The organism is Sediminibacterium sp. (genome assembly GCF_051861365.1).
In the GTDB taxonomy this organism is placed as follows: Bacteria; Bacteroidota; Bacteroidia; order Chitinophagales; family Chitinophagaceae; genus Sediminibacterium.
The window spans coordinates 1-13,454 of the sequence record NZ_JBHYCW010000031.1; the positions used below are offsets into that span (position 1 = coordinate 1).

Here is a 13,454-nt window from a genome sequence, read left to right on the forward strand (position 1 = left end):
TTTTTTCATAACGACCTCCTTTTTAAAGTTAACAATTCTGTCAACTTTTAAGTGGCCGAACTTTGGGGGAGCTTACACTGTCACCCTAAAAAACGACACTGCAAAACTCGACTGACAAACAAAACATCGACAATTGCCAACGCTTCGTAAAATTAAAAGAGGTGCAAGCCAACACACAAAGCCAACGCTTTTGCACCACATTTAATTTTACCCAACCGCACAAGAACAGACATCAAAAAAAGCACAAAAACTTTGGGCATTTAAAAAATTTATCGTAATATTGCAATATTAAATTTGACAATAATAATGGGAGCGACAAAAACGGACCACTTTACTGACCAACAAAACCAGATTGCGACCATCGCAAAAGCTTTGGGACATCCTGCAAGAGTGGCGATTATCGAATATCTTTTAACCGTGGACACTTGCATTTGTGGCGATATTGTTAACGAGTTGCCATTGGCACAAGCTACCGTTTCGCAACATTTGAAAGAACTAAAAAACGCAGGGCTCATCAAAGGCAATATTGAAGGCAACGCCATTTGTTATTGTATTGACGAAAACACGTTTAGCATTTTAAAGACATATTTCTCTAACATCATTACAAAAGTTATGGAACAAAAATGCTGTTAACTTTTTTTTAAATTAAACAATCGTAATATTGCAATAAAACAAATTAAATTTTCAAAATAATGAAACTATCAAACATCAAAGAAATTTTACCAACATTGGAAAATGTGGAATTTCAACTCGAAAACGGAGCTTTTGTACCGGAACATTTTCACGTTACAGAAGTGGGACAAATCACTAAAAACTTTATCGATTGCGGTGGTGTAATCCGTACCGAAAAAGTGGTCAACTTTCAACTGTGGAATGCAGACGATTTTGAGCATCGCTTAAAACCAACCAAACTTTTAAACATCATCCAACTTTCGGAAGAAAAATTGGGTATCGAAGATGCAGAAATTGAAGTGGAATACCAAAGCGACACCATCGGAAAATACGACTTGGAGTTCAACGGAAAAACATTTGTAATGAAAAGCAAAACCACGGCTTGCTTGGCACAAGATGCTTGTGGTATTCCATCTGAAAAACAAAAGAAAAATTTGACTGAATTGAATGTAAATCAAGCCAATGCTTGCACACCTGGTGGAGGTTGTTGCTAAATTCAATATAAAAAATAAAATTAATTCATAATTTATATCAAGATGAACATTGCATTATTCAGCGACATTCACGCTAATTTACCTGCATTAGAAGCATTTTTTGCAGATGTGGAAAAGAGAAATCCAGACAGTATGTATTGTTTGGGCGATTTGGTGGGCTATAATATTTGGCCAAACGAAGTGGTAAACGAAATCCGTAAAAGAAAAATACCAACCATCGCAGGAAATTACGATTTTGGCATTGGAAGAATGAGCAACGAATGCGGTTGTGCTTACAAAACAGACATCGAAAAAGACAACGGAAACATCTCTATTTCATTCACCAATTCTTTGATGAAAGAGGAAGAAAGAGCCTATTTGCGTACACTTCCAGCTCATATCAAAGTAGAATTTCAATTGAATGAAGATAAATTGAATTTGCTTTTGGTACACGGAAGTCCGTGAAAAATAAACGAATATCTTTTTGAAGACCGTGAAGAAAAAAGTATGCTTCGCATTATGGAGCAAGCCGATGCAGATATTTTGTGTTTCGGACATACACACAAACCGTATCACAGAATTTTAAATTCGGGAATTGATGGACAAAATCATTTCAGACACGCCATCAATATTGGTTCGGTAGGAAAACCAAAAGACAGTGATGTAAGAGGCGGTTATGTGATGCTTACCATAAATGAACAAAGCTCTGTATTGGATAAAGACAGCATCAGTGTAGAATTTATACGCTTTGATTATGATATTGAACGAGCAGCAAAAGCAGTAGAGGAAAGTCCGCTACCCAACGAGTATGCAGACAATTTAAGACGTGGTTATTAATCATTAAAAATGAAGAAATGAACATTCCAAACGATTTATTCTATTCCAAAGAACATACTTGGGTGCGTATAGAAAATAATATTGGAACAATTGGTATTACAGATTTTGCCCAAAGTGAATTGGGCGAAATCGTGTATGCCGATGTGCCAAATGTTGGCTATAATTTTAAACAAGACGAAGTTTTCGGTTCTGTTGAAGCCATTAAAACCGTGAGTGATTTATTTATGCCTTTGTCTGGAAAAGTACTTGAAACCAACAAATTACTTTTAAAAGAACCAACATTGGTAAACAGCGAACCTTTTGAAAATGGCTGGATGATAAAAATAGAAATTGAAAACAGCCAAGAAATTGAAAATTTATTAACAGCGGAACAATACGCTAACCTTACAAACAGATAGAAAATGCAACCAAAACTAAAATTCCTAGACCGATACCTCACGCTTTGGATTTTCCTCGCAATGCTTTTAGGTGTTGGTTTGGGCTATGTTTTTCCAAATATTTCAAACGTTACCAACTCACTTTCTGTTGGTGCAACCAATATTCCATTAGCAATTGGACTAATTTTAATGATGTATCCACCTTTGGCAAAAGTGGATTATTCGTTATTACCAATGGCGTTTAAAGACAAAAAAGTAATGTCTGTTTCGCTGATATTAAACTGGATAATTAGCCCGATTTTAATGTTTGTTCTCGCCATTATTTTCCTCAAAAATGAGCCCGATTATATGGTGGGTTTAATCTTGATTGGCTTGGCAAGATGTATTGCAATGGTGATTGTATGGAGTGATTTGGCAAAGGCAAACAGAGAATATACAGCTATGTTAGTGGCTTTAAATAGCATTTTTCAATTGGTGTTTTATAGTTTTTATGCTTGGCTTTTCATCAATATTTTACCTCAAAAAATGGGTTTCGGAAATTTCAATATTTCTGTACCAATGAAAGATGTTGCCGAAAGTGTTTTTATTTATTTGGGCATTCCGTTTTTGGCGGGGTTTTTAAGTCGCTATTTTTTAATAAAATCGAAAGGCATTGAATGGTTCAACAGGAAATTTATTCCAGCCATTTCGCCCATTACTTTGTACGCTTTGCTTTTTACCATTGTATTAATGTTCAGCTTAAAAGGCGATAAAATTTTAGAATTACCAATGGATGTGGTAAAAGTTGCGATTCCGTTAGTCATCTATTTTGTATTAACTTTTTTTGTGAGTTTCTTTATCAGCAAAGCATTAAAAGTACCTTACGACAAAAACGCATCGATTGCATTTACCGCCACAGGAAACAATTTTGAGTTAGCCATTGCCGTTGCCATTGCCGTTTTCGGATTACATTCGCCACAAGCATTTGTAGGCGTTATTGGGCCATTGGTAGAAGTGCCTGTTTTGATTTTGTTGGTAAGAGTGAGTTTCTGGTTAAAGAAAAAATATTATTCAGACAATGTGAGGTAATAGACAAACCAAAATCCCACGCTTTTGGTAGCACATTTGCATTTTTAGACAACGCCCAAAGCCAACAAAAAATGCAAAAGAGCTACCAATCCAACGCACCACAGCCCGACAAAATAAAAGGCCAAACAACGATGCGAAAAGAAGGGCGAACAGCTAACAAGGTATTGGCGTAATGGCGGCTGAAGTGCTAAATTCAAGTTCAGTTCTTCGATTAACTTTTGTACAAAGATGAACATTTGTGCTTCGATTTCCGCCACTACGCCAATACCAAAACCGTTAGCCGCTATTTTACCGTTTAAATTTCTAAGAAAAGCTGTACTTTTAATCCTCAAGAGATACAAGATGTCTAAAGAAGAAATTAAATACGAAATCAGCAAGGTTCTGGATCATTTTTCAGCCAAAGCTTTGGCTGAACTTTTGGCATTTTTAAAAGAATTAGATTCAAAGCATCAATCCGGGCCCTCAACCGATTCTTTGCTAAGCAGAATTCTTACTGAAGACAAAGAGTTATTAGCGAAACTGGCCCAATGATTTCTTTCCACGAAGTTGAAAATATTCATCGACTCCTTATTTCTGAATTTGGTGGCTCACACGGCATCAGAGATAAAGAATTATTAGACTCCGCTTTAGCCAGACCTTTTCAAACATTCGACGGAAAGGAACTTTACTCTACTCCTATAGACAAAGCCGCCTCATTAATCGAAAGTATTCTTATAAATCATCCGTTCGTTGATGGTAACAAAAGAACAGGTTACGTTTTAATGCGACTGTTGTTATTAGGCAATGACATAGACATAAATGCTACTCAAGAAGATAAATACGCTTTTGTTATCAGCATTGCCTCTGGTCAATCAGAATTTGATGACATTATCAGCTGGCTAGCTTCGCATACAATTAAAATTAGCGGCTAACAAGAGGCTTTGCAAAAGTGGGGCGACAGAATTTGGCCCATCAGCAGTAAGAATTCTGACCCGTCTTCAGTAATTTAGCTTAAGCTAATCGGGTCTTTAGTGACCAAGACGGCAGCAGGAATTCTATTTCCCAACCTTCGCAAAGCCCTTTACGTTAGCAGTAATATCATAAAACCGGTTACAAAAAAGAAACACGACCGAAAAACATAAATTCGTAGCATATAGACATCAATAATGGAGAATCGTTTTACGGAACTAATTTGGCTTATAAAATAATCACGGACTAAGTCAACGAAAGAATTACGATTTCACTACATTTGATAGTATCAAATGATACTATCAAATGAAGCCCCCTTACAACATAACAGGCGAAATTGTTAGGTTGGTTAGTGAAATCTCGCATAAGATTGGAGAGGTAAACGCAAGCTTTCTAACTAAACAGTCACCCGAGTTACGTAAGACAAATCGTATCAGAACAATTCAAGCCTCTCTAGCAGTAGAGGGAAACACTTTATCTGTTGGACAGATTACGGCGATCATTGAAAACAAAAAAGTTCTGGGTCCGTCAAAAGATATTCAAGAAGTTACCAATGCCATTGAAGTGTACAATCAACTCAACAAGCTGAACCCCTTCAGCGAAAAATCTTTTTTGTTAGCACATAAAATATTAATGAGCGGTTTAATTAAAAATTCGGGCAAGTATCGAACTTCTGGCGTTGGGATTGTAAAAGGCTCTCATCTTGCTCATTTAGCACCACCCGCTAGTAATGTTTCTTTCTTAATGAAAGACTTATTTACCTACCTAAAAAAAAGTGATGAACTCATGCTTATTAAAAGCTGTGTGTTTCATTATGAAATGGAATTTATTCATCCATTCTCTGATGGTAACGGCAGAATGGGAAGACTTTGGCAAACGCTTCTATTAATGAATGAATATCCTTTGTTTGAATTTCTACCGTTTGAAACGCTGATCAGTAAAAATCAAAAAAAATATTATCATGCGCTTTCTACCAGTGACAAACAAGGTAATTCAACTTTTTTCATAGTGTTTATGCTTACAATTTTGAGCGAATCGCTTGATGAATTACTTGCAGAAAGACCTGGTCCACTCTCTAGTGCTGACAGAATTCGCATTTTTCTGTCAAACGGAATTCAAGAGTTTACGCGAAAAGATTATTTAGGTTATTTCAAAACGATTTCGTCGGCAACAGCCAGCCGTGATTTAGCAATGGCCGTAAAAGATCGCCTGATTAAAAGAATAGGCGATAAGAACAAAACTGTTTATCAAATAAAAGATACGCTTACTCACAACTGATGCTGCTGCGCATACAACACCATCATCGCCGTATTTTTCAGATCCAGCTTTCTTAGAATGTTTCTACGATGGGTGTCTACCGTATACGTACTCAAAAATAATTTTTCCGCTATTTCATGACTGGTCAACCCTTGTGTGATCAGGTGGATGATTTCTTTTTCCCGCTTGCTCAGCACATCTTCATGTTTGGCGGTGGTGGGCTTTTCCGGTGCCCACATGAAGATTTCTTGTCCCGCTACCGACTCCTGTATGGCTTCCAGTAATTCGTCTGAAGAAAGGTTTTTGATTAAATAGCCTTTTACACCCGCTGTCTTACACTGATAAATAATATCATTATCATGTTCCATGCTCAATATCAGAATAATGGCTTTCGGAAATTCTTGTAAGATGGTGGCTGCTACTTCTGAGCCTTTTCCATCCGGCAAATGATAATCCAACAACAACACTTCCGGTTGCTTCGCTTTGAATAGGGCAATGGTTTCTGCCGCACTGTGCGCCGCTCCTGACCATGTAATCCAATCAATCTCTTTGGTGACACTTTGTATACCTTCTGCAAAAATTTTGTGATCATCTGCAATGGCAACACTTACTTTTCTCATGTTATCTTTTTTCGTTTTCCATAGATACATCAATAATAACCGTAGAACCGAGGTGACTGGAATCCAAATTTATCTTTCCATTCATATACTGCACACGCTGTCGAATACTTTTCCAGCCAATCCCTTCTTCTTTTCCTCTATCAAATCCTTTGCCGTTATCTTCTACCAGCAAAGTTAGTTTGTTCATTTTTTCATCTTCCCAAATCTCTATCGTTACTTCTGAAGCTTCTGCATGTTTTTTGATATTGTGTAGCAGCTCCAAAACAATTCTATACAATGCCGCCTCTGTTCGCAAAGGATATCTATTCTTCAATTGACTTGTATACCGAATCTTATAGCCTTCTCCACTGTTCCATCTGGCAACCGTTTTTTCCAATATTCTATCCAATCCTTGTTCCTGCAGTTGTACAGGCATTAGATCGTGCGCGATATTACGAAGATCTGTTACCGCCATATCCAACTGTTCTCCTATCCAATGTTGCGTTTGCGGGTCTGATTTTAAACGATGATCCGCTCCAATTCTGATGCTCCCTAACAAGCCTCCCAATCCATCATGCAATTCCCGAGCCAATCTGTTTCTTTCTTCCTCTTGTGTTTGTATCATCTTATCTGCTACTTCCCTTTTTTCTTTTTCCAACGCCTGCATCGCCAGGTCTTTTTCTTTTTTATACAGGTTGTATCGTTGTGAAAGACCAAAGGATAAAATAGTACTCTCTCCTAAAAAACCAACCGGAGAGCCATACATATTTGCAAAGAACATCCAGTTGCCGCCAAGATTGTACTGCGACAAGAGCAATAGTAAAATATACACTCCGAAAAAACCCAATGCCGATAAAAAGAAAAGAGCCAATGTTTTTTGTTTGGCATAGCTTTTCCAGATAAAGAGAATGATAAGCACCAGTGCCCCAATCCAAATAATATTCATGCTGGTAAGAAACACATAGCGCATGATTGTTGAACTGTTAGAATAATCTGTGACCAATAAGCCAACACTGGAGATCACCATTAACAACTGAACAATTCTGATCGCCCTTCTATACAAGGGCTGTGTGTTTTGTATGGTAAAAAACCTTGCGGTTAATTCCAGTAAAAAGATATAAGAGATGTTGGAGAAAAAGGGGCGCGCTTTGGCCGTAAAATCTGTCCATTCCGGCCAGAAATATCGAAATCCCATTCCCCATTGTGAAACAATCCATAAAACAGAAAAAGAAACATAGAGGATATAAAAAAAATGAATCGGGTCTTTGAGTGAGATCCAAAGAAATAAATTCAGCATCAACAGCAATACGATCCACCCCAAGAACATCCCATGAAAGAAATTTCTATTGGCGAGATAGGGGGCCAATGCTGTTTCTCCGATCAACCTTAATGGTATGTTGAGTGATTCTCCCTTCTTGTCTACACGCATCAAAATACGTTGCTGTTTTGGTTCTATAGGAAACCAGTAATCGGGATCATCGAAAATCCTTTTTGCATAAGGATAGTAGTCGCCCGATACATAGGTTTGCTTCCATTTCCCGTTTTCTTCTTCATAAATACGGAGATCATTGATATGCGGATTGGCAATTTGTAACCAGCTCTTTTCTGTCGGTGAAATGTTGGTCAATACCCACCAACGATATTGAGTAAATCCTGCGTTGAAAAATCCATCTGTAATTTTTTCAGGGTGTTTCTGTATTTGGTCAAATGCTATTTCCGGCGAATAATTAGCAGAATCCGGCGTGACTAAAAATTCGGGCGTCATTAACCGGTCACTAAACTGCGTAAGCCTATAAGCACCAAACATGGTGAATAGAAAGAGCATGATAGCTCCGCTTATAAGAAGGAGTTTATTACTATTGGATCTTAAAAACATATTGGGGTGAAAATCCGTACCATAACAATACGAAAAAAGCCCGGAATCCGGGCTTTTTGTTTGACTGTTTTATTGGTAAGCAGGTGGATGCATCTCGTCCCATCCGGTTGCTTGTTGATAGGCTTTTGCTGCAGCCAGTATACTCGCTTCGTCAAATAATTTTCCGATGAGGGTAATACTGGTAGGCGTATTGAATCTTTTATCAAACCCCGTTGGAAAACAGACCACCGGATGTCCGGTGAGATTGGTGATGGCCGATTGGTTTCCGCTCCCCCTTGTTGGACAAATAATCACATCAAACTGATTGATGACTTCATTTACTTTTTGCATCAGTAGTAAACGATGTCTGTTGGCGTTGATGTATTCAACCGCGGGAATCAATCTTGATACACGGAAAGTATTCGGCCAATCAAATGAAAATTGTCGGGTCATTAAATCATCAATGTCTTTTCTGGTAAAATCATCAAATGCAGCTGCACATTCTGCGCTAATCACCACATCCATAATATTGAATGGATACACTGCACTATCCGGGAAATCGACCGGAATCAATTCTACCCCCATGTTGCGATAGGCTTCAAGCACTTTCAATTCTGTTCTGCTCGTATCTGTAATTCTATCGAAATAATTTTTAGCATAACCGATACGCATTTTTTTGATGTCTGTATTCGGCTTGTAATTGAATGGCATGTTCACCGCACTCTTGTCTTTCCCATCTGTCCCTTTGATATAATAATAAACGATGGCGGCATCTTCAGCACTTCTGCAAATTGGACCCGCTTTGTCCAAACTCCAGCTCAATGTCATCGCTCCCGAACGACTGATAGCCCCGAATGTGGGTCTCAGTCCCGTGGCTCCACAAGTAGATGATGGTGAAATGATGGAACCCCAGGTTTCTGTGCCGATAGCAAAAGGAACAAGCCCCGCTACTGTTGCTGATGCAGAACCCGCCGATGATCCGGATGATCCGAATCTTGTGTTCCATGGATTTTTGGTTCTACCGCCATACCAATAATCACCCATGGCCAATGCGCCGAGTGTAAACTTGCCTACCAAAACCGCTCCCGCTTCTTTTAGTTGTGTGTACACATACGCGTCTTCGTCTATCACTTGATCCTTATATGGTTCAGCTCCCCATGTTGTTTTGGTTCCTTTTACGGCAAACAGATCTTTGAGTCCATAAGGAATCCCGTGTAGTGGGCCGCGGTATTTTCCCGCAGCTATTTCCGCATCAGCCTTGGCCGCCTGTTCGAGGGCAATGGATTCAGTAATGGATATCACACACTGCAAGCTGTCGCCGTATTTTTTGATACGATCGATAAAGAATTTTGTAAGCTCCGCAGAACTAATCTTTTTATTCTTGATCAGTGATGCCAATTGTGGAATGCTGTACCAAGCCAATTCGTTTTTGTTCGCAGGTAAAGAAACATTCTTGGGAATACCCCAATCTATTTTTTCTTGTTTGGTATTGAATTGCATCCCCGGAAGAATAGCGCTGTGTGCAAATGCCGGCTGTGTGCTGTTATTCAGACTCTGTTGGTGCATGCGCTGAAACACCGTTACATTTTCTTTCACGCCTGCATACATGGTATCGATTTCTTTCTGTGTAAAATTCAGATCGAATAATCGAGCGGCGGCAGGAATATCTTTTTTAGATAGCGTGTCTTGCGCCTGAGCTTCAGCGCCAACAAAAAGCGCCAAACAAATCCAAAAAAATCTCATGGTATTCTATATTATTAGTTTTTAAAACAATTTCATTTTCTACTTACTTGTTTCTTGGAACTTCCTTCTTGATTCTTTATTCATCATTCTTTATTCTTCTCACCCAAAGATATTCATCCAATAAAACATTGTTTTTGATAATGGCTTTTTGTCGTATCGCTTCCAGATAAAATCCATTCTTCTGTAACACACGCATGGATGCTTTGTTGTGTTGAAAGGTATTGGCTTCTATTCTTACAACATCCATTTGCTCCTCCACATATTTACAAATGAGTTTACAAGCTTCAGTAGCAATGCCCTTTCCCCAATAAGGTTCACCAATAAAATATCCAATCTCTATATTTTTTTTGTAAACATCTTCTTTCAAAATGCAGCCTGTTCCTCCTACTAGTTTTTCATCAGCGATAATGGCAAAATTTAATGGCGGGTTTTCTGCCGCTGTTTTTGCGATCCATTGCATAGCATCGCTGACGGTATATGGACTTGGAAAAAAATCCCTTACTTGGTTCCAGATGTTTCTGTTATTGGCTACTGACGCCAATGCTTGAGCGTCTTGCATTCGCCAACGTCTCAATTCAACGGTCATCATCCTGCTTTTTAATAGAGCGGTTTAAATATTCACTGTAATCCGGTAATTGTGTTTCGTATTCTTCGTGCATGAAGGGTGATGTAATCAGAAAGTCTGCGGTTGCTCTATCGCAGGCCATGGGTATATTCCACAAAACACATAAACGAAGCAGGGCTTTTACGTCGCTATCATGTGGTTGTGCTTCCATGGGATCCCAGAAAAAGAACATCATGTCTATTTCTCCATTAGCGATCATGGCGCCAATTTGTTGATCGCCGCCCATCGGACCACTCATGAGTTTTCTAACCGGACGATCGATCTTTTCTTCAATAATTCTTCCGGTTGTTCCTGTTGCAAACAGCTCATGTTTTGATAAAACGGTTCTGTTATGAACCACCCATTCCATCAGGTCGGCTTTTTTATGATCGTGAGCAACCAGCGCAATTCTTTTTCGCTTGCCCAATTTTTTTATTGCAGTCATCGTTTCTTCTTGATACGTTTTACCGCATTAAGGTAACCGATTTTTAGTTGTGGTTTCGTGTTATTTTATATTGAACTGCGCAATATGCCAGCAAAGGGTGTAACAAAATTATCAACAAGAGGATCGACGATTTTACATGCAGCATCGATAAAAGAATCGTCAATAAGATCAGGTATAATGGATACACTATGAGTAATATGCCAAACATGACAGAATCAAAAAAAACGGTGCCTTTTGTTTTTGCATAGACCGCTTTCTTAATGAGCGTATACAATGGAATATGCAAAAAGAATCCGATCAATGCAGGAATGGCGAGCGGTATTCGATAATGGGTCTGAGACACGCGCGGTATTTGTATGATTCCGGATATTTGTTGATAGAGTCTCTCATTAAAATATTGAAAATTCTTAGCATCATCTTCATAGGGCAAGAGCTGCTTCGCTTCAATGGGTTCTGCTAAATGAAGTCTGATATGTTTACCAAAAGCGGTAAAGCTGTTATACGATACAGTAACGGGCATCACACGGAGTGGATGTTGTGCTTTTATAACCGATAAAGCAATTCTGGCCGCCCCCTTTTTAAAGGGTTGAAGACTATGCGTATGCAAACAAATGCCTTCAATAAAAATCAGCACGATCTTGTTTTGTTGTAATAATTCGGCAGAACGTTCAATGGCATACTCGTTTTTGTGCAGGTTTTCTCTTCCCTCGCTGATCCGGTAAATCGGGATCATGTGTAAGAGTCTGAGCAAACGGTTGTGCCAGGGTTTCCGAAACGCATCGCCCCGGGCCAAAAAGTGGATCGGTTCTTTAAAATGGGCGGCAATGATGATGGCATCCAAGAATGAGTTAGGATGGTTTGCCACCAATAATAGGGGGCCTTTTTGCTCTAAGTATTGCGGGTGTATGATTTCCTTGTTTACACAAAATATGCGCAACGCGAGTCGTATTGGCAGTTTGATGAGGAAATACAACAATGGGTGAATTTTCTATAAAGTAAGCCTATGTTTCTTTTATTCGCTTGAAAATCAATGAAAAATCGATGTTTAATTAGTTGTTTTCTAATTAATAATAGTAGAACACTTAAAAGAGGTGTTCTTTTATATACAAAAGCCGCTTTCTTTCGAAAGCGGCTCATTTACTAACCCATCTCAAAAAACAGATTTATGCTTCATTCGTAGCCCTGGCTTCTGCCACTTTGGCCCTGATCTTGGCTTCAATTTCGTTAGCGAGTTCGGGGTTATCATGCAGTAATGTTTTTACCGCATCTCGACCCTGACCCAGTTTATTGCTCTCATAGCTGAACCAGCTACCGCTTTTTTGTACGATGCCAAGTTCAACGCCCATATCAATGATCTCTCCCATTTTACTGATACCGCCACCAAAAATGATATCGAATTCGGCTGCGCGGAATGGGGGAGCTACTTTATTTTTTACAACCTTTACTTTCACGCGGTTACCCACGGCTTCATCACCATCTTTGATCTGCGTCATTCTACGGATATCCAGACGAACCGATGCATAGAATTTTAATGCATTACCGCCGGTGGTGGTTTCCGGATTACCGAACATGACACCAATTTTTTCACGCAGCTGATTGATGAAAATGCAGACGGTATTGGTTTTATTAATTGTTGCGGTTAATTTTCTCAATGCCTGACTCATCAAACGAGCTTGCAGACCCATTTTGCTATCGCCCATTTCGCCCTCCAATTCACCTTTTGGAACCAATGCGGCAACAGAGTCAATTACGACTACATCCAATGCTCCGGAGAGAATCAAGCGATCTGCGATCTCTAATGCCTGCTCGCCATAATCCGGTTGAGAGATCAACAGATTATCTACATCTACACCCAATTTCTGCGCATAGCTGCTATCAAATGCGTGTTCCGCATCAATGATGGCACACATGCCTCCTTTTTTTTGCGCTTCGGCAATAACGTGTATAGCAACCGTTGTTTTACCGGATGATTCCGGTCCATATATTTCGACGATCCTTCCTTTAGGTAATCCACCAACGCCTAGCGCCGTATCCAGACCGATGGAGCCCGTGGAGATCACTTCCATCGCATCCTGCGTGCGTTCGTTCATCATCATCACACTTCCTTTTCCAAAATCCTTATCGATCTTGTCGATCGTCAGCTTCAGCGCTTTTAATTTTTCTGCGTTACTCATGGTTTTTTGTTTTTTGAGATAAATGGGATTGTAAAAATAATCCTTTTTTTGAATTAAACTAATTTTTTTAGTAAAATTTAGCTAATTCATTTAGTTGAACCCGTTTTCTCCTTGTGAGGACATAAAAGTAGGGGTTTCGGTTCTTGCTGTTATAGCGTATTTATACGCATTTTTCTGACAATGCGCGCGTGTTGCTAATGGGCTCAAGCAACAATATAACTTGAGGCTTGTAATAGGCCGCTGATTTTCATGATCATCATGATTTACGCGGATTGGATGGTGCTTGTAGCTTGCCGCCTGAAGCTTACAGCTAATAAGTATTCGGCATATTCTCATCCACACAAATAATATGGGCCGCAGATTTTCATGATCATCATGATTTACGCGGATTGGATGGTGCTT

General features: G+C 39.2%; 17 protein-coding genes. 9 read left to right on the forward strand and 8 right to left on the reverse strand.

Features of this window, described 5'->3' with window-relative positions:
• The first annotated feature begins 306 nt into the window (after nucleotides 1-306).
• From ACTIEV_RS12740 to arsB, 6 genes are read left to right on the forward strand one after another with little or no spacing between them, the layout of a single operon-like run.
• The gene (locus ACTIEV_RS12740; RefSeq protein WP_322197401.1) at nucleotides 307-633 is read left to right on the forward strand and encodes an ArsR/SmtB family transcription factor; all 327 of its coding nucleotides are present in this window, start codon (nucleotides 307-309) and stop codon (nucleotides 631-633) included.
• A 59-nt stretch (nucleotides 634-692) separates the two neighbouring features.
• Entirely contained in the window at nucleotides 693-1,166 is a 474-nt protein-coding gene (locus tag ACTIEV_RS12745; protein WP_322197400.1) for a DUF6428 family protein, read from the forward strand.
• Between the two features lie 42 nt (nucleotides 1,167-1,208).
• Entirely contained in the window at nucleotides 1,209-1,610 is a 402-nt protein-coding gene (locus ACTIEV_RS12750) for a metallophosphoesterase family protein (protein WP_416194698.1), read from the forward strand.
• Nucleotides 1,611-1,652: 42 nt separating this feature from the next.
• Nucleotides 1,653-1,982: a metallophosphoesterase family protein gene (locus ACTIEV_RS12755; RefSeq protein WP_416194697.1), complete on the forward strand. Its 330-nt coding sequence runs from the start codon at nucleotides 1,653-1,655 to the stop codon at nucleotides 1,980-1,982.
• 17 nt (nucleotides 1,983-1,999) lie between these two features.
• A complete protein-coding gene (gene gcvH, locus ACTIEV_RS12760) occupies nucleotides 2,000-2,380 on the forward strand; it encodes a glycine cleavage system protein GcvH (protein WP_322197399.1) in 381 nt (126 codons plus the stop codon).
• A gap of 3 nt (nucleotides 2,381-2,383) precedes the next feature.
• Nucleotides 2,384-3,427 carry an ACR3 family arsenite efflux transporter gene (arsB, locus tag ACTIEV_RS12765; protein WP_322197398.1) on the forward strand — a complete coding sequence of 348 codons (1,044 nt, stop codon included), beginning with the start codon at nucleotides 2,384-2,386 and terminating at the stop codon, nucleotides 3,425-3,427.
• Nucleotides 3,428-3,471: 44 nt separating this feature from the next.
• Here the strand turns inward: arsB and ACTIEV_RS12770 are convergent, their stop codons facing one another.
• Nucleotides 3,472-3,759 carry a hypothetical protein gene (locus ACTIEV_RS12770; RefSeq protein ID WP_322197397.1) on the reverse strand — a complete coding sequence of 96 codons (288 nt, stop codon included), beginning with the start codon at nucleotides 3,757-3,759 and terminating at the stop codon, nucleotides 3,472-3,474.
• A gap of 10 nt (nucleotides 3,760-3,769) precedes the next feature.
• Between ACTIEV_RS12770 and ACTIEV_RS12775 the strand changes: the two genes are divergently transcribed.
• The 3 genes from ACTIEV_RS12775 (at nucleotide 3,770) to ACTIEV_RS12785 (ending at nucleotide 5,653) form a co-directional block, all read left to right on the forward strand.
• Nucleotides 3,770-3,958 (forward strand): hypothetical protein, encoded by a 189-nt coding sequence (locus ACTIEV_RS12775; RefSeq protein ID WP_178886623.1) that lies wholly within the window; start codon nucleotides 3,770-3,772, stop codon nucleotides 3,956-3,958.
• Nucleotides 3,955-4,338: a type II toxin-antitoxin system death-on-curing family toxin gene (locus ACTIEV_RS12780; protein WP_178886624.1), complete on the forward strand. Its 384-nt coding sequence runs from the start codon at nucleotides 3,955-3,957 to the stop codon at nucleotides 4,336-4,338. The genes ACTIEV_RS12775 and ACTIEV_RS12780 overlap by 4 nt, the downstream gene beginning before the upstream one ends.
• 343 nt (nucleotides 4,339-4,681) lie before the next feature.
• Entirely contained in the window at nucleotides 4,682-5,653 is a 972-nt protein-coding gene (locus tag ACTIEV_RS12785; RefSeq protein ID WP_178886625.1) for a Fic family protein, read from the forward strand.
• On the opposite strand, the gene ACTIEV_RS12790 is transcribed toward ACTIEV_RS12785, so the two are convergent.
• From ACTIEV_RS12790 to recA, 7 genes are all read right to left on the reverse strand, one after another.
• On the reverse strand, nucleotides 5,644-6,252 hold the full coding sequence (locus ACTIEV_RS12790; RefSeq protein WP_322197396.1) for a response regulator transcription factor: 609 nt from the start codon (nucleotides 6,250-6,252) through the stop codon (nucleotides 5,644-5,646). The two genes, ACTIEV_RS12785 and ACTIEV_RS12790, sit on opposite strands and share 10 nt — an antisense overlap.
• A 1-nt stretch (nucleotide 6,253) precedes the next feature.
• Entirely contained in the window at nucleotides 6,254-8,056 is a 1,803-nt protein-coding gene (locus ACTIEV_RS12795; RefSeq protein ID WP_178886627.1) for a sensor histidine kinase, read from the reverse strand.
• A 120-nt stretch (nucleotides 8,057-8,176) separates the two neighbouring features.
• Complete coding sequence (locus tag ACTIEV_RS12800; protein WP_439516606.1) at nucleotides 8,177-9,829, reverse strand: amidase; 1,653 nt, start codon at nucleotides 9,827-9,829, stop codon at nucleotides 8,177-8,179.
• A gap of 76 nt (nucleotides 9,830-9,905) precedes the next feature.
• On the reverse strand, nucleotides 9,906-10,415 hold the full coding sequence (locus ACTIEV_RS12805; RefSeq protein WP_178886629.1) for a GNAT family N-acetyltransferase: 510 nt from the start codon (nucleotides 10,413-10,415) through the stop codon (nucleotides 9,906-9,908).
• Nucleotides 10,405-10,878: a methylglyoxal synthase gene (locus ACTIEV_RS12810; RefSeq protein ID WP_178886630.1), complete on the reverse strand. Its 474-nt coding sequence runs from the start codon at nucleotides 10,876-10,878 to the stop codon at nucleotides 10,405-10,407. Before ACTIEV_RS12810 ends, ACTIEV_RS12805 begins: the two co-directional genes overlap by 11 nt.
• 43 nt (nucleotides 10,879-10,921) lie before the next feature.
• Nucleotides 10,922-11,854, reverse strand: coding sequence for a lysophospholipid acyltransferase family protein (locus tag ACTIEV_RS12815; protein ID WP_178886631.1), 933 nt, complete (start codon nucleotides 11,852-11,854; stop codon nucleotides 10,922-10,924).
• A 187-nt stretch (nucleotides 11,855-12,041) separates the two neighbouring features.
• On the reverse strand, nucleotides 12,042-13,052 hold the full coding sequence (recA, locus tag ACTIEV_RS12820; protein WP_178886632.1) for a recombinase RecA: 1,011 nt from the start codon (nucleotides 13,050-13,052) through the stop codon (nucleotides 12,042-12,044).
• Nucleotides 13,053-13,454 lie beyond the last annotated feature (402 nt).

Excerpts from the sequence above, each read along its gene's own strand:
- ACTIEV_RS12740 (WP_322197401.1), top strand. The coding sequence starts at position 307 with ATGGGAGCGACAAAAACGGACCACTTTACTGACCAACAAAACCAGATT.
- ACTIEV_RS12745 (WP_322197400.1), top strand. The coding sequence starts at position 693 with ATGAAACTATCAAACATCAAAGAAATTTTACCAACATTGGAAAATGTG.
- ACTIEV_RS12750 (WP_416194698.1), top strand. The coding sequence starts at position 1,209 with ATGAACATTGCATTATTCAGCGACATTCACGCTAATTTACCTGCATTA.
- ACTIEV_RS12755 (WP_416194697.1), top strand. The coding sequence starts at position 1,653 with ATGCTTCGCATTATGGAGCAAGCCGATGCAGATATTTTGTGTTTCGGA.
- gcvH (WP_322197399.1), top strand. The coding sequence starts at position 2,000 with ATGAACATTCCAAACGATTTATTCTATTCCAAAGAACATACTTGGGTG.
- arsB (WP_322197398.1), top strand. The coding sequence starts at position 2,384 with ATGCAACCAAAACTAAAATTCCTAGACCGATACCTCACGCTTTGGATT.
- ACTIEV_RS12775 (WP_178886623.1), top strand. The coding sequence starts at position 3,770 with ATGTCTAAAGAAGAAATTAAATACGAAATCAGCAAGGTTCTGGATCAT.
- ACTIEV_RS12780 (WP_178886624.1), top strand. The coding sequence starts at position 3,955 with ATGATTTCTTTCCACGAAGTTGAAAATATTCATCGACTCCTTATTTCT.
- ACTIEV_RS12785 (WP_178886625.1), top strand. The coding sequence starts at position 4,682 with ATGAAGCCCCCTTACAACATAACAGGCGAAATTGTTAGGTTGGTTAGT.
- ACTIEV_RS12790 (WP_322197396.1), bottom strand. The coding sequence starts at position 6,252 with ATGAGAAAAGTAAGTGTTGCCATTGCAGATGATCACAAAATTTTTGCA.
- ACTIEV_RS12795 (WP_178886627.1), bottom strand. The coding sequence starts at position 8,056 with ATGCTCTTTCTATTCACCATGTTTGGTGCTTATAGGCTTACGCAGTTT.
- ACTIEV_RS12800 (WP_439516606.1), bottom strand. The coding sequence starts at position 9,829 with ATGAGATTTTTTTGGATTTGTTTGGCGCTTTTTGTTGGCGCTGAAGCT.
- ACTIEV_RS12805 (WP_178886629.1), bottom strand. The coding sequence starts at position 10,415 with ATGACCGTTGAATTGAGACGTTGGCGAATGCAAGACGCTCAAGCATTG.
- ACTIEV_RS12810 (WP_178886630.1), bottom strand. The coding sequence starts at position 10,878 with ATGACTGCAATAAAAAAATTGGGCAAGCGAAAAAGAATTGCGCTGGTT.
- recA (WP_178886632.1), bottom strand. The coding sequence starts at position 13,052 with ATGAGTAACGCAGAAAAATTAAAAGCGCTGAAGCTGACGATCGACAAG.